Here is a 20,464-nt window from a genome sequence, read left to right as displayed (position 1 = left end):
AGCAAGCTCCGCTCTACGGTCAGACGTCGGCGTGGGCGAGCTGGCGCAGCTTGCCTTCGTGCAGTTCCAGCACGCGGTCGAGGCGACGGGCCAGGCGACGATCGTGAGTGACCAGGACCAGGCTGGTCTTCTGCGCGCGGTTGAGGCCGAGCATCAGATCGAACACGGTCGCGGCGGTCTTTTCGTCCAGGTTGCCGGTGGGTTCGTCACCCAGCACGCAGGCCGGCTGGTTGACCAGCGCGCGCGCCACCGCGGCGCGCTGGCGCTCGCCGCCGGACAGTTCACCGGGCTTGTGCTCGATGCGGTGGCCCAAACCGACCGCTTCCAGCAGGTCGCGCGCACGCTGGCGCGCGGCATTCGCATCGGTGCCGCCCAGCATCACCGGCATCATCACGTTCTCCAGCGCGGTGAATTCCGGCAGCAGGTGATGGAACTGGTAGACGAAACCGAGCGCGCGGTTGCGCAGCTGGCCGCGCGCCGCGTCCGACAGCGCCGACATCTTCTGTCCGGCGACGTACACCTCGCCCGCGGTCGGCGTGTCCAGCCCCCCCAGCAGGTGCAGCAACGTGCTCTTGCCGGCGCCGGACGCGCCGACGATCGCGACCGTCTCGCCGGGATGCACGGCCAGTTCCAGGCCATCGAACACCGGCGTGCGCATCTTGCCCTCGGCATAGGTCTTGCCGAGGTGGTCGGCGCGGATGACGGTGCCGTCGGCCGTCGCGGTCTTCTCACTCATAGCGCAGGGCCTCCGCCGGCTGGGTCCGGGCCGCGCGCCAGGCCGGGTACAGCGTGGCCAGGAAGCTCATTGCCAGCGCCACGCAGGCAATGGTCGTCACATCGTCGGGCCTCAGGTCGTACGGCAGGCCGGTGATGTAGTAGACGTCCGGCGGCAACAGGGTCACGTTGAACACTTTCTCGATGACGTCGAGGATGCTTTCCAGGTTCATGGTCAGGGCGATGCCGCCGATGACGCCGGCCACGGTGCCGATGATGCCGATCAGCGACCCCTGCACCATGAACACCTGCATCACCCCGCGCGGGGTCAGCCCCAGCGTGCGCAGGATGGCGATGTCGGCCTGCTTGTCGGTCACCAGCATCACCTGCGAGTTCACCAGCGAGAACGCGCCCATCAGGATGATCAGCGACAGCAGGATGCCCATCACCGTCTTTTCCATCTTCAGCGAGTGGTACAGGTTGGCGTTCTGGCTCATCCAGTCGCTGACCCGGTAGACGTGCCCCAGCCGGTAGACCAGATCGCGCGCCACGGTCATCGCCTGGTCCATGTCGTGCAGCTTCAGGCGCACGCCGGTCACGCCGTCGCCCATCCGCAGCACGCGTTGCAGATCCGCGATGTGCGCCACCGCCAGGTTGCGGTCGATGTCGTTGTGGCCCACCGCGAAGATGCCCGACACGGTGAAACGCTTGATCTTGGGCATCGCCCCCATCGGCGTGCCCTGGAAGTTGCCGGCGGTCACGACCACGCTGTCGCCCACGCCCACCCGCAACCAGGCGGCCAGTTCCTGCCCCAGCAGGATGTTGAATTCGCCGGGCTGCAGCGAGTCGAGCCGTCCCGCCTTCATCTTGTCGCCCAGTACCGACACCTTGCGCTCCTCCGAGGGCACGATGCCCTGGACCAGCGCGCCCTGCGGATCCGCGTTGCCGGACAGCATCGCCTGTACGTCCACATAGGGCGCCGCGCCGGCCACGCGTGGATCCTGCATCGCCACACGCACCGCGTGCGGCCAGTCCTGCATGTCCTCGCCGGCGCCGGCCACGGTCGCATGGGCGGTCATCTGCAGCAGGCGATCGCGGATTTCCCGCTGGAAGCCATTCATCACCGACAGCGTGGTGATGAGCACCGCCACGCCGAGCGCGATGCCGATGATGGAAGCCAGCGAGATGAAGGAGATGAAGCCGTTGCGGCGCTTGGCGCGGAGATAGCGCAGGCCGATGGCGACGGGGACGGGTTTGAACATCGGCCTATGGTGCCATCGGCCGGGGGGCGCGCGAAGCACCATCGATGCCAGCGGCCAGCCGCAGTTCACGCCGGGCCGGGGCCGGCAGGGTGTCGGGCCACCAGCCCAGGCGGTGGCGGCGTCCCCGCCGGTCCCGCCAGTGCAGGATGGCCAGCGGCCCGCGCCAGACCAGTTCGGCCTCCCGCACCGGTATCCCCTCCATGGTCACCGGGCCGCTGGCCGGGAAGACCCAGGACAGGACCGGCCTGCGCGCTTCGCGACGGGCCAGGCGGACACCCTGCAACGCGGCGCCCATCGCCAGCGGCCAGGCCGCGGCACGCGGCATTTCGCTGGCCAGCACCGCCAGGCCGGCGCCGATGCCCAGCAGGATCAGGATCGCGCACAACAGGCGCGAGGGGCGCCATTCAAGCCGGCAAGGCGCGGATGCGCTGGATGAGTGCGGCGAGTTCGCCATCGGGACATTGCTCGTAGCCCATGAACCAGCGCCAGAGCTTATCGTCCTCGCAATCGAGCAGCCGTAGGAAAACACCGCGCTCGGCCTCGGAAGATCCCGCCCAGGCGCGATCGAGGTGGCGTTCGAACAATTGATCCAGTTCGCGCATGCCGCGCCGGCAGCGCCAGCGGATGCGCTTGAGTTCCACGTCTTGGGGATTCATGCCAACCAGAGCAGCCAGGCCATGCGCGCCCAGAAAACCATCAGGACCAGCGTCGCCAGGGCGTATGCGACGAAGCGGGTCATCACGTGATTGATCGTGCATTGCACGCCGCTGTGCACCGCACGCAGGCCGACGAACGCCCACGCCATCACCAGCATGACGAGGTCGCCGATGCCGGCCTGGGCGGCGAGCAGCACGCCCGCGTAGAACAACACCGGCACCTCGAACAGGTTGCGGAAGTTGTCCGACGCGCGGGTGTCGGACAACAGACGCGCCGCGTCGGCCGATCCGGCCAGCGCCTGCGCGTCGATGCGCTTGCGCATCATCTCGCCCAGCCGCAGGTGATACAGACGGATCCAGACCAGGAACGTCAGTCCCGCCATCGCCACCGCGGGCCAGAGGATCGCAGTGGCGGACGGCGTATCCATGGCGTCAGGCGCGCCGCTCCATCATCAGCTTCTTGATTTCCGCGATGGCCAGCGCCGGATTCAGCCCCTTCGGGCAGGTCCGCGCGCAGTTCATGATGGTGTGGCAGCGGTACAGCTTGAACGGATCTTCCAGGTCGTCCAGGCGCGCACCGGTGTCCTCGTCGCGCGAATCGATGATCCAGCGGTAAGCCTGCAGCAGGATCGCCGGACCGAGGTAGCGCTCGCCGTTCCACCAGTAGCTCGGGCAGCTGGTCGAGCAGCAGGCGCACAGAATGCATTCGTAGAGGCCGTCCAGCTTCTTGCGGTCCTCCGGCGACTGCAGGCGCTCGTGATCCGGCGGCGCGGGCGTCTGGGTGCGGATCCACGGCTTGATCGAGGCGTACTGCGCGTAGAAGTGGGTCAGGTCCGGGACCAGATCCTTGACCACGTTCATGTGCGGCAGCGGGTAGATCGGCACCTCGGCCTTCTTGCAGTCGCCGATGGCGCGCGTGCAGGCCAGGGTGTTGGTGCCGTCGATGTTCATCGCGCACGAACCGCAGATGCCCTCGCGGCAGGAGCGGCGGAAGGTCAGGGTCGGATCGATCTCGTTCTTGATCTTGATCAGCGCGTCCAGGACCATCGGACCGCAGGCCGCCAGATCCACCTCGTAGGTGTCCAGGCGCGGGTTCTGCCCGTCTTCCGGATTCCAGCGATAGACCTTGAAGGTACGCGGGTTCTTCGCGCCGGGGGCGGGGAAATGCCTGCCCTTCTGGACGCGCGAGTTCTTCGGGAGTGCGAATTCGGCCATTGCTCTAGTCTCTCCCGATCAGTAAACGCGCGGCTTCGGCGGCACCACGTCGACGTCGTCGGTCAACGTGTACATGTGCACCGGGCGGAAATCGAAATTGCACTGGCCCTGCTCGTCGACGCTGACCAGGGTGTGCTTCTGCCAGTTGACGTCGTCGCGCTCGGGGAAGTCCTCGTGCGCGTGCGCGCCGCGGCTCTCGTGGCGCTGCTCGGCGGAGTTGATGGTGGCCACCGCGTTGAGCAACAGGTTGTGCAGTTCGTAGGTTTCGATCAGGTCCGAGTTCCAGACCAGCGAGCGATCGCTGACCTTCACGTCCTCGAAGGACTTGAAGATGTCGGCCATCTTCTCGCAGCCTTCCTTCAGCGTTTTGCTGGTTCGGAACACCGCCGCGTCGGCCTGCATGGTGCGCTGCATGCGGTCGCGGATGACCGCGGTCGGGGTGTCGCCGCTGGCGTTGCGCAGCTTGTCCAGGTGCGAGAGCGCCTTGTCGCAGGCGTCGCCGGCCAGCGGCTTGTGTGCTCCGCCCGGCTTGATCGTCTCGGCGCAGCGGTTCGCCACCGCGCGGCCGAACACCACCAGATCCAGCAGCGAGTTCGAACCCAGGCGGTTGGCGCCGTGCACCGACACGCAGGCCGCCTCGCCGATGGCGTACAGGCCCGGAACCACCGCATCGGGGTTGTCGCCGACCTTGCGCACCACTTCGCCGTGGTAGTTGGTCGGGATGCCGCCCATGTTGTAGTGCACCGTCGGGATGACCGGGATCGGCTGTTTGGTCACGTCCACGCCGGCGAAGATGTGCGCGCTCTCGGCGATGCCCGGCAGCTTCTCGTTGATGACTTCCGGCCCCAGGTGGGTCAGGTCGAGCAGGATGTGATCCTTGTGCTCGCCGACGCCGCGGCCTTCGCGGATTTCGATGGTCATCGAACGCGACACCACGTCGCGCGAGGCCAGATCCTTGTAGTGTGGCGCATAGCGCTCCATGAACCGCTCGCCGTTGCTGTTGCGCAGGATGCCGCCCTCGCCACGCACGCCTTCGGTGATCAGGCAGCCGGCGCCGTAGATGCCGGTCGGGTGGAACTGCACGAATTCCATGTCCTGCATCGGCAGGCCGGCGCGCATCACCAACCCGCCGCCGTCGCCGGTGCAGGTATGGGCGGAGGTGGCGCTGAAGTAGGCACGGCCGTAGCCGCCGGTGGCCAGCACCACGCCGTGGGCGCGGAACAGGTGCAGCGAACCTTCAGCCATGTCCAGGGCGAGCACGCCGCGGCAGACGCCCTCCTCATCGAAGATCAGGTCGAGCGCGAAGTACTCGATCATGAAGCGCGCGTCGTGCTTCAGCGACTGCTGGTACAGCGTGTGCAGCATCGCGTGGCCGGTGCGGTCGGCGGCGGCGCAGGTGCGCTGTGCCGGCGGACCTTCGCCGTAGCGGGTGGTCATGCCGCCGAACGGGCGCTGGTAGATCTTGCCCTCCTCGGTGCGGCTGAACGGCACGCCGTAGTGTTCCAGCTCGATGATGGCCGGAATCGCCTCGCGGCACATGTATTCGATCGCGTCCTGGTCGCCCAGCCAGTCCGACCCCTTGATGGTGTCGTAGAAGTGGTAGCGCCAGTCGTCTTCGCCCATGTTGCCGAGCGCGGCGGAAATGCCGCCCTGCGCGGCCACGGTATGCGAACGGGTCGGAAAGACCTTGGTCAGGCAGACCGTCTGCAGGCCCTTGGCGGCCAGGCCGAAGGTCGCGCGAAGGCCGGCGCCGCCGGCGCCCACCACGACCATGTCGTACTTGTGTTCGGTGATCTTGTAAGCGGACATTTCGTCAATTCCCCAGCGCGATGCGGGCCACCGCGAAAACACTGATGATGGCGCCGAGCACGGCGATGAAGCGCACCGCGGTCTGGACCACCAGGGCCAGCAGCGAGTGGTGGACGTAGTCTTCCAGCACGACCTGCAGGCCGAGCTGCGCGTGCCAGAACATGGTGATCAGGAAGCCCACCAGCAGCACCGCGTTCCACGGACGCGACACCGCCTCGGTGGCGGCCACGTAGTCCGCGCCGATCAGGTTGACCACGAACACCAGGAACCAGATGCCCAGCAGGACCAGCGCGGTGGCGGTCAGGCGCTGGTTGACGAAATGCGCGGTGCCGGTCTTGGCCGAACCCAGGCCGCGCACGCCCTTCAGCGGGGTGCGGAAGCGGCTCATGCGGCACCTCCCGACAGGACGAAGCCCCAGACCGCGGCGGTGATGACCAGGCTGCCGATCACCGACAACCAGCTGCTGCGGATGAAGGCGGGAATGCTGAAGCCAATCGCGAAATCCTGGACCACGTGGCGGATGCCGTTGCACAGGTGGTAGGCGAACGCCCAGGTCCACGCGAACAGGAACACCTGGCCATACCAGGCGCCGGCGATCGCGGTGAAGCAATTCCAGGACTCCGGTCCCAGCATCAACGCCATCAACCCGCCGGCAATCACCAGCGCGCCCAGGGCCAGGAAGATGCCGGTACCTCGATGCAGGATGGAGGTCGCCATCTGGATCTGCCATCGGTAGACCTGCAGATGGGGGGAAAGCGGACGTTGGTGTGTCGCCATTCGCTGACTCTTTCTCGGCTGGGCGGTCGCCTTGACCGCGTTGGCTCAATGCTGCGGATCAGAAATCGATGCAGCGCCCGTTTTTTTCCCAATCCCCGTAACGCGTCGGCTCGGGACCGTCGCGCCCCCCTATTTCCTTCTGCGCTGGCGCCGGTTCCGCGTGGGTGCCGGATGGAGCGGCAGGCGCGTTTTCGGACGGCAGTGTTCCGGCGTCGGCGTCAGGGATGGGAGCTGTTTCGCCTATCATAGGGGTCTCGCAGTGCACAAAATTTTAATCCCCACCCCCTTGGCTGACAACCTGCCCCCTCCGGAAACACCCGCGACAGCGCTGTCCGACCACGCGGTCCTGAGCCTGGAAGGCCCGGATGCCGTGGCTTTCGCCCATGCGCAGTTCAGCAGCGAAGTGGCCTCGCTGGCGGTGGGACAGTGGCAATGGAGCGCCTGGCTGACGCCCAAGGGGCGCGTCATTGCGCTGTTTGCCCTCGCCCGCCCCGGCGAGCAGGAACTGTTGCTGGTGCTGCCGGATTATCCCGCCGAGGTGCTGGCCGCGGCCTTGCAGCGCTATGTCTTCAGACGAAAGTTGAAGATCGCCGTGCGGCCGGATCTGGTGGTCCAGGGCGTGATGGCGTCTCCCGCGCAAGCCAGCGGTACCCTGCTCGGGAAGTCCGGTGAGGCGCTGGAACTGGATCGGACCGATGCCGGCGGCGCTCGCCACTGGCGGATTGGCGGCGGACCGGTCGCCGGTACCGCCAACGTCGCCGATTGGCGAAGGCACGATCTGCGCCACGGCCTGCCCCGCCTGCCCGAAAGCCAGCGCGAACAATGGACGCCACAACAGCTTTCGCTCGATCGATTGAACGCCTACAGCGTCAAGAAAGGTTGCTATCCGGGTCAGGAAATCGTTGCCCGCACCCATTTCCTCGGCAAGGCCAAGCGTGCGCTGGTCCTGTTTGAAAGCGATGTGCCGCCGGATCCGGGCAACGCGGTCACCGACGGCAACCGTGACATCGGCGAAATCATCTGCGCCCAGGCGGGCAATCCCGCGCTCGCGCTCGGGGTGATGCCGCTGGAACGCGAACCGGCCACGCTGGCGGCGGGTGGCGTCGCCTTGAAGGAAATCCCGCTACTGGACTGACTGCGTCCGCGCCAGCTTGATCCAGGTCAATTACGCGCGCCGGCGGATGCCTACACTGCGGAAAGTTGCTTTCCGCAAGGATGTATCTGCATGCGCCACGACGTGATCATCATCGGAGCCGGCCCGGCGGGACTGTGCCTGGCCCGCGCCCTGGCCGGGCAATCCCTGCGGGTGGCACTGCTCGAACGGCAGCCGGAATCGGCCATCGCCGAACCGGCGTTCGACGGACGCGAGATCGCCCTCACCCAGGCTTCGATCCGCCTGCTGCGCGAACTCGGCGTGTGGGAATACATTCCGCAGGACGATGTCGCCCCGCTGCGCGCGGCGCGGGTCATGGAAGGCGAATCGCCGCACTGGATGACCGTGGAAGGCGTGCTGGTCGGCAGGTCGCAACTGGGCAGCCTGGTGCCGAACCACCGCATCCGCGCCGCCGCCTGGCGGGCCGTCCAGGGCCTGCCGACGCTGGACTGGTATCCGGACGCGCGGATCGAATCGGTCCGGACCACGCCGGAGCAAGCCGAAGTGAATCTGCAGGACGGAACGCGCCTGCACGCGTCGCTCCTGATCGCCGCCGACAGCCGTTTCTCGGAAACCCGTCGCGCGCTCGGCATCGGCGCCTACCAGAACGATTTCGGCAAGAGCATGCTGGTATGCCGGATGCAGCACGAGCTTCCGCACCATGGCATCGCATGGGAATGGTTCGGCCATGGCCAGACCCTGGCCATGCTGCCGTTGCGCGAACATCTCTCCTCCGCGGTGCTGACCGTGCCCCACGCGGAAGCCCGGCGACTGCAGGATCTGCCCGCCGAGGCATTCGCCGCCAGCATGCGCGAGCGCTACGGCAATCGCCTTGGCGCGATGCAGCTGGAAAGCAGCCGCCACGTGTATCCGCTGGTCGGCGTCTATGCGCACCGTTTCGTCGGCCAGCGTTTCGCGGTGGCCGGCGACGCGGCCGTGGGCATGCACCCGGTGACCGCGCACGGATTCAACCTGGGCCTGGCCAGCGTGGAGCGGTTGTCGGAACTCGCCCGCACCGCGCGGGCGCAGGGCCGCGACCTGGGCGGCGATGCGCTGCTGGCGCGCTACCAGCGCCGCCATCGCGCCGGCAGCCTGCCGCTCTATCTGGCCACCGCCACCGTCGTGCGGGTGTTCACCGATGATCGCCCGCCGGTGCGGAAGCTGCGGGAAACCATCCTGCGCGCAGGCCAGCAGTTGCGGCCGTTCCGGCGCCTGCTGGCCGCGCAACTGGTGGACGATGCGCCACTCGACGCCCCGCTGCCGGCGCGCGTGCGCCGGGGCCTGGCGCAGCTGCTGCCGCGCCGCGCCTGATCGCTCAGCCCAGCCAGGTCTCGAAGCGATCCAGGAACATCTGCAGGCGCCTGCGGGCGCGCTCGTCGACGACATCGCCAGCCGCGTCGATCAATCCTTCCTTGAACTGGATGGCGATCTCCGGTTGCGGCAGCACCGCCACGTCCACCGCCGCCAACACGTTGCGCAGGTGCTGCTGCGAGGACACCGTGCCGTGCATGCCCGGCGACGTACCGATGATGCCGGCGCGCTTGCCGGCGAAGGTGGTGCTGCCGGCCGGACGACTGGCCACGTCGATCGCGTTCTTCAGCACGCCCGGCATCGATCGGTTGTATTCGGGAGTGACGAACAGCAGCGCGTCGGCCTGCTCGATGCCCTGCTTGAAGCGCAGGCCCGCAGCCGGAAAATCCGAGTCGTCGTCCTGGTTGTAGAGCGGCAGATCGCCGATTTCCAGGACCCGGAACGCAAACCGATCCCCGGCCAACCGCTGCACCGCGCCGGCCAGTTGGCGGTTGAAGGAATCCTTGCGCAGGCTGCCGATGATGATGGCCACGACCGGTGCTGGCATGGAGAACTCCCGTTGCGGTGAAAGGGCCACGAGCATACCAGCCCCGCGACAGGGCAATGCCCTGTCGCATCACGCGTGGCTCAGGCCAGCCGATCCGCCGCCGCCACGATGTCCTCGTCGCCCGGCAGCACCAGGAACGCGGCGCCGGCCAACGGCGTGTAGGTGTCCGTGCCGACCACGCGCTGGAACGGGCGCGCGCGATAGCCGCCCTCCGCGATCGCGGTGATGATGCCCTCGCCCACGCCGGCCGAATGGCGGCCCTCGTCGACGATCAGGATGCGCTTGGCGGTCGCGGCCTGTTCGACGATGAACGCCTCGTTGAGCGGCACCAGCCAGCGCAGGTCCACCACCCTTACCTTCCAGCCATGCTTCGCCTCGATGCTGCGTGCGGCGCGCAGGCTCATCGGTACGCCGTTGCCGTAGCTGAAGATGACCAGGTCGTCGGCGTCGGCGTCATACACGCGGCCTTCGCCCAGTACCATCGCCTGGTCCTGCGCGGGATACGGGAACAGCCACTGGCCGTCGCCGGGCTCGTACAGGTCCTTGGTCATGTACAGCGCGATCGGCTCGAGGAACGCGGTGACGCGGCCATCGACCTTGGCCAGGGCCGCCAGCGTGCGCAGCATCATCGCGGCGTCATCGCCACGCGAGGGGCAGCCGACGACCAGGCCGGGGATGTCGCGCAGCGCGGTGATCGAGTTGTCGTTGTGAAAATGCCCGCCGAAGCCGCGCTGGTAGCCCAGGCCGGCGATGCGCACCACCATCGGGTTGCGGTACTGGTTGTTGCTGAAGAACTGCAGGCTGGCCGCCTCGCCGCGAATCTGGTCGCAGGCGTTGTGGAAATAGGCCAGGTACTGGATTTCCGGCAGCGGCAGCATGCCCAGGTTGGCGTAACCCTGGGCCAGGCCGAGGATCATCGTCTCGTCCAGCAGCGTGTTGAACACGCGGCTGCCCTTGAACGCCTTGTGCAGGCCCTTGGTGACCGTGTACACGCCGCCTTTCTGCGCCACGTCCTCGCCGAACAACAGCGTCTCGGGATACTTGCAGAACAGATCGTGCAGCGCATTGTTGATCTGGATGGCGAGATGGCGCGGCGGCAGCTTCTCCGGCAGCTTTTCCTCGCTGCCGAACGCGGCCACTCGCTTGTCGTGCGGCGCGTTGCGCGCGGCTTCGGCGGCCACCTTGTCCGGGGTATACGGCGCCAGCGGCGCGATCACTTCCTCCAGCGTGGTGATCTTGGGCCGGCGATCGGCTTCCTCGGCGGCGGCGAAGCAGCGCTGGCGGATGTTCTCGTAGAACGCCAGCAACTCCTCGCGGCTCATCAGGCCGGATTCCAGCGCGATCGCCGCCGAACGCAGCAGCGGGTCGGTGGCTTCCACCGCCACCAGTTCCTCGATCGGCCGCCATTCGATTTCGAAGTCGGTACCGGCATGGCCCATGATGCGGGTGGTGCGCAGGTGCAGGAAGGTCGGACGCCGGGTGGTGCGGCAATGTTCGACCGCCGCCTGCACCTGGCCGTAACCGTTCGCCAGGTCCAGACCGTCTGCGTAGAAATAATCCAGGTCGGCGCGATCACGGAAATTGCGTCCCACCCAGCCATCCGGCGTCTTCACCGAAATGCCGATGCCGTTGTCCTCGCACACGAACAGGACCGGCGCGGGCAGCTTCTGGTAGGCCGTCCAGGCCGCCGCGTTGAACGCGGTCTGCGCGGTGGCGTGGTTGCTGGAGGCGTCGCCGAACGAGCAGATGGCGATGCTGTCTTCCGGAATCGGCGAGGCATGGCCGATGCGACGGGCCTGCTCGATGGCGATCGCCGTGCCCAGCGCCTTCGGCAGGTGCGAGGCGATCGTCGAGGTCTGCGGCAGCACCCACAACGGCTTGCTGCCCCACACCTTGTGGCGTCCGCCGGAGGCCGGATCCTCGGCGCTGGCGGCGAACGACAGCGCCGAATCCATCACCGGATCCATGCCCGGAAGCTTGCGGAAGCGTTCGGCCATGAAACCGCCGCTGCGGTAGTGCAGGAACGCCGGATCGGTGTGCCGGGTCAACCGCGCGACCATCGCATTGCCTTCGTGGCCGGAGCTGCCGATGGTGTAGAAGACCTTGTTCTGCACGCGCAGCACGCGCGCCATCAGATCCAGGTGGCGCGAAATCAGCTGGGATTCCAGCAGGTCGGCGAATCCCTGCCGATCCAGCGCGCTGCCCGGCAGGATGGCGGATGCGGTTCCACGGCCGGATTGGCCGTTCCAGACCTTCACGAACTCGGTGAAGTTCTGATCGCAGATTTCGGCGCGGTTGAGGCCCTTCATGCGGGCGGGAATGGTCTGGACGGTCATGGCACTCGTGGATGGATTCAGGAATTCGCCAGGCGCTCGGCGACATCGTCGGCGACCGGGGGCATGGGGATGAAACCCGGCGTCGCGCTCGCGCGCGACAACCAGGCGGAAACACGGGGAAACTTCGACAGCTCGAAGCCGCCATCGGCGGCGCAATGCGTATAGGCGAACAGGGCGATGTCGGCGACGCCATAGTCGTCTCCGGTGAACCAGTCCGCCTGTTGGAGATGGCGTTCCATCACCGCCAGCGCCTGCTCGCCGCGCTCGATCAGGCGTGGCAGATCGGCGCGTCGTGGTGAATCCGGCGGCGTCCAGCCACGGATGAAGCGCGCCACCGCGACATAGGGCTCATGGCTGTATTGCTCGAAGAACAGCCAGCTCAACGCCTGCGCCCGCTGCCAGGCATCGGCCGGCAGGTACGCGCTGCCCTCGGCCAGCCAGCACAGGATGGCGTTGGATTCGGTCAGGACGCGACCATCGCCGCGTTCCAGCATCGGCACCTTGCCGTTCGGATTCTTGGCCAGGTAGTCCGGCGTGCGGGTGGCGCCGTTCGGGCTGTCGACTTCGACCCAGCGGTAGTCGCGTCCCAGTTGTTCCAGCAGCAGGCGCACCTTGTGGCAGTTGCCGGACACTGAATAGCCGTGCACGGTGATCGATTCAGTGGACATGATGTTCCCGGGTGGCGAGGAATGCGGAAATGCGTCGCGCCTTGGCCAGATCCTTGTCGCGGCCGAACAGCAGCAGGATGCGTCGCTGCTCGGATGGCGTCGGCACGGGGATGGCGTGGCCGTTCACCTCCACCTGCAACTCCGAGGCCACCTGCACGGGCTGCCAGTCGTCCGCCACGCGGACTTCCAGATCGCCCATCACCTCCAGTGGCATCGGCAGATGCGCGAAGCGTGCGAAGCGGGATCGGAAACGGCCGTCATCGGCGGGACGATAGTGAGCGTCGCGATGCGCCGTCCACGCTTCTGCCAGGGCATCGGCATCCCGCGCGCTACATAGCAGATCGACGTCGTTCGGCTCCGGACCATCGACGCCCGCCAGGCGCATCGCGGCGCTGCCGATGACCCACCAGGGATCGCGGAAGCACGCGCGTGCGATCGGCACCAGGCCGGCCAGCGTGGCCATCAGGCGCGTATCGATGGAAGCGGGTGCGATCACTCGCCGCGTCCCGCGCGCCACGCGTCGCGGCTCTGGCCCCAGACATCCAGTTCGATCGACTCGAACGGCGGCGGCAGCCGGGTCTGGCGCAGCTTGCGCGACCCCAGGCGCTCGGCCAGCTTCTGCGACGGCACGTTCTCCGCGTCGATGCAGTGGATGATGTCGGTCCAGCCGAGGTTGTCGAATGCCCAGTCGATGGCCGGCCGCGCCGCTTCCAGCGCATAGCCCTTGCCCTGGGCCGCCCGCCGGAGCGACCAACCGACTTCATTGCCGGGCCAACCCTCCGGCTTCCACGGTCCCAACTGACCCAGCCATTCGCCGGTGGCGCGGTCGATGATCGCGAACATGCCGAAACCGTCGAGCCACCAGGAGCCCGGCTGCCACAGGAACCGGCGCCAGGCTTCCGGACGGGTGACCGCTCCGCCAATGAAGCGGGCCGCTTCCTCGTCGGCCTGGAGTTCGGCGAAACCGTCGAAGTCCTCGCGTCGTGGCGGCCGCAGGATCAGGCGTTCGGTTTCGAGTTTCAGTTCGTCGATGCCCCGGCTCATGCAGTCTTTCCTCCCCGTGCGAACCATTGTTCGCGTGACTGTCCCCAGATTTCGACCGGCTTGCCTTCATGCGGCGCCGGCAGTTCGCCCATGCGCAGGAAGCGCGAGCCAAGCTTGGCCGCGACCACTTTGGAATTCTGGTTGTCCGGATCGATGGTGTGGATGATTTCCTGCCAGCCCAGCCGCTCGAACGCCCAGTCGGCCGCCGCGCGCGCCGCTTCCGGCGCATAACCGTGGCCCCAGGCCTCGCGGGCGATACTCCAGCCGATCTCGGTGCCGGGCCAGCCGAGCGGGCACCAGGGCCCGACCCGCCCGACCCAACGACCGCTGGACTTCTCGATCACCGAGAACATCGCGAAGCCTTCCATCTGCCAGCAGCCGACCATCGCCGCCAGGCTGCGGTAGGCCATCGGGGGCGGTTGCACGCCGCCGATATAGCGGGTGGCCTCCTCGTCGGCCACGAACGCGGCCCACGCCTCATAGTCCTCGCGACGCTGCGGCCTCAGCCACAGGCGCTCGGTTTCCAGTCGCAGATCGAAGATGCTCAAGGTCTGCCCCTCATGTCGCGGCGGGACGGAGGACGCCAGGCCAGCGGCACGGGCCTGGTGCCCGCACCGCGTTCACCCGCCGCCCTTCGCAGCACCCGCCGCATCCGCGGCGGGCGAGTTGGTTCAGAACGCGCTGATTCCGGTCAGTTCGCGGCCGATGACCAGTTGGTGCACGGTCTCGGTGCCTTCGTAGGTGATGACCGATTCCAGGTTCAGTGCGTGGCGGATCGCGGCGTGCTCGGTGGTGATGCCGGCGCCGCCGAGCAGGTCGCGGCATTCGCGCGCGATGTCGATCGCCATGCGGCAATTGTTCCACTTGGCCAGCGATACCTGCTGCGGCTGCAGGGTGCCCGCATCCTTGAGCCGGCCGAGCTGCAGCGACAGCAGCTGCGCGAGGGTGATCCGGCGGGCCATCTCGGCCAGCTTGATCTGCGCGCTCTGGGTCGCCGCCACCGGACGGTTGAACAGGATGCGTTCCTTGGAATAGTTCAGCGCCTCGTCCAGACAGGCGATGGCCGCGCCGATCGGCCCCCAGGTGATGCCGTAGCGGGCCTGGGTGAGGCAGCCCAGCGGTCCCTTCAGTCCCTTGACGTTGGGCAGGCGGCTGGAATCGGGCACGCGCACGTTGTCGAAGAACAGCGCGCTGGTCACCGACGCGCGCAGGCTCATCTTGTGCTTGATTTCCTGGGCGGTGAAGCCCGGCGTGCCCTTCTCCAGCACGAAGCCCTGGATGCCTTCGTCGGTCTGCGCCCAGACGATCGCGATGTCGGCCAGGTTGCCGTTGGTGATCCACATCTTGGAACCGTTGATCACCCAGTCGTCGCCGTCACGGCGCGCGTTGGTCTTCATGTTGGCCGGATCCGAACCGCCATGCGGCTCGGTCAGGCCGAAGCAGCCGATCACCTTGCCGGCGGCCATGTCGGGCAGCCAGCGCTGGCGCTGCTCTTCGCTGCCGTAGGCGTAGATGGGATACATGCACAGCGACGACTGCACGCTGACGAAGCTGCGGATACCGCTGTCGCCGCGTTCCAGTTCCTGGCAGATCAGGCCGTAGCTGACCCCGTTCAGGCCGGCGCAGCCGTACTTTTCCGGCAGCGAGGAACCCAGCAGGCCCAGTTCGGCGATTTCCGGCACGAGTTCCTTCGGGAAGCGGCCCTGGTCGAACGCCTCGCCGATGATGGGACGCACGCGCTCGTCGGTGAAGCGGGCCACGGTGTCCTGCACCGCGCGCTCTTCTTCGGACAGCAGGGAACGGACATCAAACAGGTCGTACGGATTCAGGGCCATGCGGGATTCGTGCCGGTTCGGACAATCCCGCATTGTATGGGCTGCTCCGGGCGGGCGGTAAGCCTTCAGGTCGTAAAGGAAAGGCCGGCATTTCGCCGGCCTTTCGGGGGGTGTTTCGTGGAAACGTCGGGGACCGGGCTCAGCCCTTGGCGGGAGTCGCCACGGCGGCGGTCTGGGTGACCACCTTGCCATCGATCACCGGCAGCCGATCGCTGTCCGGCTTCTGGTCCAAGCGCACGGTGTTCTCCTGGCCGTCGAGGCGATAGGTCACGTCATAGCCGACCACCTTCTCGCCATTGCCCATCGGGATGCGGCTGCCCGGCTTCTTGTCCATCCGCATGGTGCCGGTGGTGCCGTCCGGGTTGCGGTACGTGACGTTGTAACCGGTCACCCGCGACGACTCGGAGCTGGCGGTTTCGGTATGGCACTGACGCTCGGTGCGCTCGACCACGCGGCCACCGACGTGGCGCTTGTCGACCTGGTTGCCGATCACGCCGCCGGCCACCGCGCCGGCCACGGTTGCGGCCTTGCGCCCGCTGCCGCCGCCGACCTGGTTGCCGAGCAGGCCGCCGATGACCGCACCGGCCACGGTGCCGCCGGTGTTGCCGTCGCGCTCGGGCAGGCGCTCCTGCACCACCACGTCCTGGCACACCTCGTGCGGGGTGCTGGTGGTGGTGGTCTCGCGCACCGGTTCGGTGCCGATCACGGTCGCGTAGAGTTTCTCGCTGGTGGTCACCGGCTTGACGTTGAGCACGTCGGCGTACTGCAGCGTGTCGGCCGGAATGACGTTGTCGGTCGCCGCCGCGTCATCGGTGGCGAGTGCCGGATCGGCCAGCGGCGCGGTCTCGGCCGTCGGCGTGCCAGCGGCCTTGTCTCCGCTCTTCATGAAAGCGGCAGTCGCCACGCCGCCCACCAGCAGCGCGCCGGCAGCGACCAGAATCATGGTGGTGTTGTTCTTCATCGCAGCCTCCATTGCGGGCCTCGCCCGAGTCACATTTCGGGCATCATTCCACCACTACGAACCTGAACCAAGCCCCGTTTCATGCAGACGAAATCGTACTTTTCGTGAACGGCGGCGCAGTCCCGCGCGACGTGCTAGCGTGTGGCCCCATCGACCCTGCGGAGACCCGCACCGTGGCCAATCCCCTTCTGTTGCCCATGCTGGAATGGGCCCGGAGACTGCGTTACCCCACCCTGTTCAAGATCACCGCGGGACTATTCGCGCTGAGCGTACTGCTGCCGCCCGGCATCGATCCGATTCCGTTCCTGGACGAACTGGTGTTCGGCCTGGGCACGCTGCTGCTGGCGAACTGGAAGCGCCGCAAGGATCCGGCGCCACCGCTGGAGCCGGGCCGGCCCTCGCGCTGACGTGCGGCTGATCGACAGCCATTGCCACCTCGACGCCGCCGAGTTCGATGCCGACCGGGACGCGGTGATCGCCCGCGCGCGCGAAGCCGGCGTCGCCCATCAGATCATCCCGGCGGTCGAGGCCGCCGGCTGGTCCGCCCTGCGCACGCTCTGCCGCGATCAACCGGATCTGCACCCGGCCTATGGCCTGCACCCGATGTACCTGGCGCGGCACCGGGAAGAGCATCTGGACGAATTGCGCGAATGGCTCGCAAACGAACGGCCGGTCGCGGTCGGTGAATGCGGCCTGGACCATTTCGTCGGGGATCTGGACCCGGGAATCCAGCGGCACTATTTCGAAGCGCAACTACGGCTGGCGCGCGAATTCGAGCTGCCGCTGATCATCCACGCGCGGCGTGCGGTGGACGAGGTCATCGCGGCGGTGCGCCGCGTCGGCGGCCTGCGCGGGGTGGTGCACAGCTTTTCCGGCAGCCCGGAGCAGGCACGCCAGTTGTGGAACGCCGGCTTCCTGATCGGCCTCGGCGGGCCGGTCACCTATGAACGCGCGCAGCGGCTGCGCGGGCTGGTCGCCGCGATGCCGCTGGAGAACCTGCTGCTGGAAACCGACGCGCCGGACCAGCCCGACGCGGCGATCCGCGGCCAGCGCAACGAGCCGGCGCGGGTGTCGTTCATCTGCCGGACCATCGCGCAATTGCGTGACGAACCCGAGGACGATATCGCCGCGGTCACGCGCGGCAATGCCGCGCGCCTGTTCGGATTGGCCGCCTGAGTCTCAGGCCGCCGGCTTCTTTTCCTTGAGCAGCAGTTCCAGTGCCTTGCCCACCATGGCGAACGCGAATGCGCCGGTAATGTGGGTCGCCGCGCCCAGGCCGACGCCGCAATCGAGCTTCAGCGCCGCGTCGGCGCCCAGTTGCGGGCGCAGGCCGCACACGCTGCCATCGGCCTGCGGATACTTGACGTTCTCCAGCGAGTACACCGCGGTCACGCCGAAGTAGCGGTCCGGATTCTTGGGAAAATTGAACTCCCCGCGCAGCTTCTTGCGCACCAGCGCCAGCAGCGCGTCGTGTTCGGTGCGGGAGAGATCGCGCAGGCGGATCTGGGTGGGATCGGTGCGCCCGCCCGCCGAACCGGACACGATGACCGGCAGCTTGCGCCGACGGCACCAGGCGATCATCTCGACCTTGGTGCGGAAACTGTCGCAGGCGTCCAGGACCAGATCAAAGCCGCGATCCAGCAGTTCTTCCAGGTTGCTGCCGGTCAGGAACGCCGGGACCACCTCGATTTCGATTTCCGGGTTGATCGCGCGGCAGCGCTCGGCCATCGCTTCGGCCTTGTTGCGCCCGTACTGCCCTTCCAGCGCGGGCAACTGGCGATTGGTGTTGGACACGCAGATGTCGTCCGCATCGATCAGGGTCAGGTGGCCGACGCCGGAACGCGCAAGCGCCTCCACCACCCAGGAGCCGACGCCGCCCAGGCCGACCACCGCCACGCGCCGTTCGGCGTAGCGGTTGACCGCGCCCTGCCCGTACAGGCGATCGATGCCGGCGAAACGATCCTTGAGGACTTTCTTCATCCGGCAATTGTAGACATGGCGCGAGGTGTGACGTGCGTCGTACCATGGCACGGACTTTTCCAAAGGAGCCCGCCGCATGGCCAGCCAGCCGACCGCCAAGTCGTCCAACGCTTCCCGCTACCTGTTCCTGTTCCTGATCGGCCTGGTGATCGGCGCGGTCGCCACAGTGATGGCGATGCGCGCGATCCAGGCGCGCCAGGATCCCTTCCCCGACAGCGTCATGCACGTGATGCAGAAGCACGCGGGCCTGCTGGGCGACAAGGTGGCGCAGAGCCGTTGCGCGGCCACGGACACGGTGCCGCACGTGCGGGCCCTGCGCACGATGGCCAACGATCTGGAACTCGCCCTGCCCGGCCTGGCCGAGGATCAGCGCTTCGTGACCCACGCCAGCGATTTCCGCGCCAAGCTCGACGCCAGCCTGGCCACGCCACCGACCGATTGCACCGCGGCCAAGGCGCTGGCCGATCAGGTCAAGGAAAGCTGCAAGGGCTGTCACCAGGACTTCCGCGGCTGAATTGCGGCTGACGCTTCACGCCCGCGATGACGGCCCGAAGCGGTGCAGTTGTCGCGGGGTTCACGCAGGTGGCGCGAGGATGCGTGCGACCGGGCCGCGCCATCGCGTCACCCGGTTCTGATCGAATGTCCAAGATCGGACCACGTGAACCAGGAGGAGCCATGAATCTTCGTATGTTTGCCATCGGTGCCGTTGCCTCGCTGGCGCTGGCCGGTTGCGCCACCAGTTCGCCCGGCTATGGCGGCGGCGGTTACAACAGCGGCGGTTATCGCCCGGCGCCTTCGAACAACTACTGTGCCGACTGCGGCATCGTCGAGCGCATCGATGTCGTGTCCTCCGGACGCTCCGCGCCCAGCGCGACCGGCGCGGTCCTGGGTGGCATCGTCGGCGCGGTCGCGGGCCGCCAGATTTCCGAGCATACCGGCGGCAGCAAGGGCAACAAGAACATCGCCACCGTCGCGGGCGCCGCGGCCGGCGCGATGGCCGGCAACGCCATCCAGAACCGCACCACCGGCGATAGCTACAACATCACCGTGCGCATGGACGATGGCCGTCGCCTGACCTTCAGCCAGCACGATCTGGGCGGCATCCGCGAGAACACCTACGTGCGGATCCAGAACGGCCGGGTGGTCCTGCGATAACGCTGTCCTGCGACGGGACGCATTCCCGCCGCGCAAAGAAAAAGCCCGACCTGAGTCGGGCTTTTTCTTCGTGTCCGGTCGTGACAACCGGCGCGAATATTGGCGAGACCTTACAGCGGCTGCACGGCGTCGGCCTGCAGGCCCTTCTGGCCCTGCACGACGGTGAAGCTGACCTTCTGGCCTTCCTTCAGGCTCTTGAAGCCCTGGGTCTGGATGGCGCGGAAATGCACAAACACGTCTTCACCGTTCTCACGGCTGATAAAGCCGAAGCCCTTGGCATCGTTGAACCATTTCACGGTTCCGGTTTCACGGTCGGACATCTACTTGCTCCTTGGAACTCTGGGTGGTGGAAACGCCTCTCGGCGGCTGGTTGCAAGGAGGAAGCGAGGTACAACGATGTAGCGGATCATGGATCTACCGCATCTAGGCCACGATTCACGGTGACCTTGGCAAACACAGCGAGCGCACACTAACCCGCAATTTGTGAAAATGCAAACCGTCCGCGGGCACCCGAAACGGCGCCCAACCTGTTGATTCGACAAGGAGAATTTCGCTTGGACCTGACCACCCTGTACTACGTCCTGGCCGTCGTGCTCATCCTGGTCGGCCTGGCCGGGGTCATCCTGCCCGCGCTGCCCGGCCTGCCGCTGGTGTTCGCGGGCATGCTGCTGGCCGCCTGGGCGGGCGATTTCCAGCAAATCGGCTGGGTCACGGTGGTCCTGCTGGGGGCGCTGACCGCGCTGTCGGTGGCGGTGGATTTCTTCGCCACGCTGGTGGGCGCCAAGCGCGTGGGCGCCAGTGGCAAGGCCCTGCTCGGCGCGGCGATCGGCACCTTCGCCGGCCTGTTCTTCGGTCCCATTGGTCTGTTCGCCGGACCATTCGTGGGTGCCCTGCTGGGCGAGCTTTGGCACAGCCGTGAAATCGGCCAGGCCACCAAGGTCGGCCTGGGCACCTGGCTGGGCATCGTCCTGGGCGTGGTACTGAAGCTGGGGCTGGCGTTCGCGATGCTCGGCCTGTTCCTGTTCGCCTGGGTGTTCTGAC

Annotated in this window: 27 protein-coding genes; 7 read left to right on the top strand and 20 right to left on the bottom strand. The window is 67.2% G+C overall.

The features are described from left to right. Window positions 1-19: 19 nt before the first annotated feature. The 10 genes from lolD to IQ458_RS08765 are packed head-to-tail and all read right to left on the bottom strand — an operon-like array spanning window position 20 to window position 6,680. Window positions 20-736 carry a lipoprotein-releasing ABC transporter ATP-binding protein LolD gene (gene lolD, locus IQ458_RS08810; protein WP_183642094.1) on the bottom strand — a complete coding sequence of 239 codons (717 nt, stop codon included), beginning with the start codon at window positions 734-736 and terminating at the stop codon, window positions 20-22. Beyond that, window positions 729-1,976 (bottom strand): lipoprotein-releasing ABC transporter permease subunit, encoded by a 1,248-nt coding sequence (locus IQ458_RS08805; RefSeq protein ID WP_141453177.1) that lies wholly within the window; start codon window positions 1,974-1,976, stop codon window positions 729-731. Before IQ458_RS08805 ends, lolD begins: the two co-directional genes overlap by 8 nt. Before the next feature lie 4 nt (window positions 1,977-1,980). Next, the gene (locus tag IQ458_RS08800) at window positions 1,981-2,361 is read right to left on the bottom strand and encodes a hypothetical protein (RefSeq protein ID WP_328805139.1); all 381 of its coding nucleotides are present in this window, start codon (window positions 2,359-2,361) and stop codon (window positions 1,981-1,983) included. A gap of 19 nt (window positions 2,362-2,380) precedes the next feature. Then, window positions 2,381-2,632 carry an FAD assembly factor SdhE gene (locus IQ458_RS08795; protein ID WP_141453179.1) on the bottom strand — a complete coding sequence of 84 codons (252 nt, stop codon included), beginning with the start codon at window positions 2,630-2,632 and terminating at the stop codon, window positions 2,381-2,383. Further along, a complete protein-coding gene (locus IQ458_RS08790; RefSeq protein WP_203322553.1) occupies window positions 2,629-3,060 on the bottom strand; it encodes an MAPEG family protein in 432 nt (143 codons plus the stop codon). The genes IQ458_RS08795 and IQ458_RS08790 overlap by 4 nt, the downstream gene beginning before the upstream one ends. Before the next feature lie 4 nt (window positions 3,061-3,064). Continuing rightward, a complete protein-coding gene (locus tag IQ458_RS08785) occupies window positions 3,065-3,847 on the bottom strand; it encodes a succinate dehydrogenase iron-sulfur subunit (protein WP_203322552.1) in 783 nt (260 codons plus the stop codon). Between the two features lie 18 nt (window positions 3,848-3,865). Next, window positions 3,866-5,656 (bottom strand): succinate dehydrogenase flavoprotein subunit, encoded by a 1,791-nt coding sequence (gene sdhA / locus IQ458_RS08780; RefSeq protein ID WP_183642106.1) that lies wholly within the window; start codon window positions 5,654-5,656, stop codon window positions 3,866-3,868. A gap of 4 nt (window positions 5,657-5,660) precedes the next feature. Next, window positions 5,661-6,044: a succinate dehydrogenase, hydrophobic membrane anchor protein gene (gene sdhD, locus IQ458_RS08775; protein WP_183642109.1), complete on the bottom strand. Its 384-nt coding sequence runs from the start codon at window positions 6,042-6,044 to the stop codon at window positions 5,661-5,663. Next, window positions 6,041-6,433 carry a succinate dehydrogenase, cytochrome b556 subunit gene (gene sdhC, locus IQ458_RS08770; RefSeq protein WP_183642112.1) on the bottom strand — a complete coding sequence of 131 codons (393 nt, stop codon included), beginning with the start codon at window positions 6,431-6,433 and terminating at the stop codon, window positions 6,041-6,043. The genes sdhD and sdhC overlap by 4 nt, the downstream gene beginning before the upstream one ends. Before the next feature lie 58 nt (window positions 6,434-6,491). Then, window positions 6,492-6,680 carry a DUF1674 domain-containing protein gene (locus IQ458_RS08765; RefSeq protein WP_141453185.1) on the bottom strand — a complete coding sequence of 63 codons (189 nt, stop codon included), beginning with the start codon at window positions 6,678-6,680 and terminating at the stop codon, window positions 6,492-6,494. Between the two features lie 39 nt (window positions 6,681-6,719). On the opposite strand from IQ458_RS08765, the gene ygfZ reads away from it, so the two are divergent. Continuing rightward, a complete protein-coding gene (ygfZ, locus tag IQ458_RS08760) occupies window positions 6,720-7,568 on the top strand; it encodes a CAF17-like 4Fe-4S cluster assembly/insertion protein YgfZ (RefSeq protein ID WP_203322551.1) in 849 nt (282 codons plus the stop codon). Window positions 7,569-7,658: 90 nt separating this feature from the next. After that, on the top strand, window positions 7,659-8,897 hold the full coding sequence (gene ubiM / locus IQ458_RS08755; protein WP_203322550.1) for a 5-demethoxyubiquinol-8 5-hydroxylase UbiM: 1,239 nt from the start codon (window positions 7,659-7,661) through the stop codon (window positions 8,895-8,897). Between the two features lie 4 nt (window positions 8,898-8,901). Here ubiM and IQ458_RS08750 read toward each other — a convergent pair whose 3' ends face one another. The 8 genes from IQ458_RS08750 to IQ458_RS08715 form a co-directional block, all read right to left on the bottom strand. Continuing rightward, entirely contained in the window at window positions 8,902-9,444 is a 543-nt protein-coding gene (locus IQ458_RS08750) for an NADPH-dependent FMN reductase (RefSeq protein WP_192197658.1), read from the bottom strand. A gap of 80 nt (window positions 9,445-9,524) precedes the next feature. Continuing rightward, a complete protein-coding gene (locus IQ458_RS08745; RefSeq protein ID WP_183642125.1) occupies window positions 9,525-11,780 on the bottom strand; it encodes a thiamine pyrophosphate-dependent enzyme in 2,256 nt (751 codons plus the stop codon). A 17-nt stretch (window positions 11,781-11,797) separates the two neighbouring features. Further along, a complete protein-coding gene (locus tag IQ458_RS08740) occupies window positions 11,798-12,448 on the bottom strand; it encodes a glutathione S-transferase family protein (protein ID WP_183642128.1) in 651 nt (216 codons plus the stop codon). Beyond that, window positions 12,438-12,944 (bottom strand): nucleotidyltransferase family protein, encoded by a 507-nt coding sequence (locus IQ458_RS08735; RefSeq protein WP_203322549.1) that lies wholly within the window; start codon window positions 12,942-12,944, stop codon window positions 12,438-12,440. Before IQ458_RS08735 ends, IQ458_RS08740 begins: the two co-directional genes overlap by 11 nt. Next, window positions 12,941-13,492 (bottom strand): GNAT family N-acetyltransferase, encoded by a 552-nt coding sequence (locus IQ458_RS08730; RefSeq protein ID WP_183642134.1) that lies wholly within the window; start codon window positions 13,490-13,492, stop codon window positions 12,941-12,943. Before IQ458_RS08730 ends, IQ458_RS08735 begins: the two co-directional genes overlap by 4 nt. Beyond that, window positions 13,489-14,040 (bottom strand): GNAT family N-acetyltransferase, encoded by a 552-nt coding sequence (locus IQ458_RS08725; protein ID WP_203322548.1) that lies wholly within the window; start codon window positions 14,038-14,040, stop codon window positions 13,489-13,491. The genes IQ458_RS08730 and IQ458_RS08725 overlap by 4 nt, the downstream gene beginning before the upstream one ends. A 123-nt stretch (window positions 14,041-14,163) precedes the next feature. Then, window positions 14,164-15,327, bottom strand: a complete 1,164-nt coding sequence (locus tag IQ458_RS08720; RefSeq protein WP_183642140.1) for an acyl-CoA dehydrogenase family protein — start codon at window positions 15,325-15,327, stop codon at window positions 14,164-14,166. Window positions 15,328-15,466: 139 nt separating this feature from the next. Then, complete coding sequence (locus IQ458_RS08715) at window positions 15,467-16,288, bottom strand: glycine zipper 2TM domain-containing protein (protein ID WP_183642143.1); 822 nt, start codon at window positions 16,286-16,288, stop codon at window positions 15,467-15,469. Between the two features lie 173 nt (window positions 16,289-16,461). On the opposite strand from IQ458_RS08715, the gene IQ458_RS08710 reads away from it, so the two are divergent. After that, on the top strand, window positions 16,462-16,695 hold the full coding sequence (locus tag IQ458_RS08710; RefSeq protein WP_203322547.1) for a DUF6116 family protein: 234 nt from the start codon (window positions 16,462-16,464) through the stop codon (window positions 16,693-16,695). 1 nt (window position 16,696) lies between these two features. Continuing rightward, a complete protein-coding gene (locus tag IQ458_RS08705; protein WP_203322546.1) occupies window positions 16,697-17,464 on the top strand; it encodes a TatD family hydrolase in 768 nt (255 codons plus the stop codon). Between the two features lie 3 nt (window positions 17,465-17,467). Here the strand turns inward: IQ458_RS08705 and IQ458_RS08700 are convergent, their stop codons facing one another. Continuing rightward, the gene (locus IQ458_RS08700; protein WP_203322545.1) at window positions 17,468-18,268 is read right to left on the bottom strand and encodes a tRNA threonylcarbamoyladenosine dehydratase; all 801 of its coding nucleotides are present in this window, start codon (window positions 18,266-18,268) and stop codon (window positions 17,468-17,470) included. A 76-nt stretch (window positions 18,269-18,344) separates the two neighbouring features. Here IQ458_RS08700 and IQ458_RS08695 point away from each other — a divergent pair, with 76 nt between their 5' ends. Together IQ458_RS08695 and IQ458_RS08690 are read left to right on the top strand one after the other, a co-directional pair. Then, window positions 18,345-18,782, top strand: coding sequence for a cytochrome c (locus tag IQ458_RS08695; protein ID WP_141453198.1), 438 nt, complete (start codon window positions 18,345-18,347; stop codon window positions 18,780-18,782). Window positions 18,783-18,943: 161 nt separating this feature from the next. Continuing rightward, window positions 18,944-19,423: a glycine zipper 2TM domain-containing protein gene (locus IQ458_RS08690; protein ID WP_183642153.1), complete on the top strand. Its 480-nt coding sequence runs from the start codon at window positions 18,944-18,946 to the stop codon at window positions 19,421-19,423. 110 nt (window positions 19,424-19,533) lie between these two features. On the opposite strand, the gene IQ458_RS08685 is transcribed toward IQ458_RS08690, so the two are convergent. After that, entirely contained in the window at window positions 19,534-19,743 is a 210-nt protein-coding gene (locus tag IQ458_RS08685; RefSeq protein ID WP_141453200.1) for a cold-shock protein, read from the bottom strand. A gap of 234 nt (window positions 19,744-19,977) precedes the next feature. Between IQ458_RS08685 and IQ458_RS08680 the strand changes: the two genes are divergently transcribed. Further along, window positions 19,978-20,463 carry a DUF456 domain-containing protein gene (locus IQ458_RS08680; RefSeq protein ID WP_203322544.1) on the top strand — a complete coding sequence of 162 codons (486 nt, stop codon included), beginning with the start codon at window positions 19,978-19,980 and terminating at the stop codon, window positions 20,461-20,463. Window position 20,464: the final 1 nt, after the last annotated feature.

It is taken from the genome of Pseudoxanthomonas beigongshangi, from assembly GCF_016820515.1.
In the GTDB taxonomy this organism is placed as follows: Bacteria; Pseudomonadota; Gammaproteobacteria; order Xanthomonadales; family Xanthomonadaceae; genus Pseudoxanthomonas_A; species Pseudoxanthomonas_A beigongshangi.
This window is presented reverse-complemented; position numbering and strand designations above follow the sequence as displayed.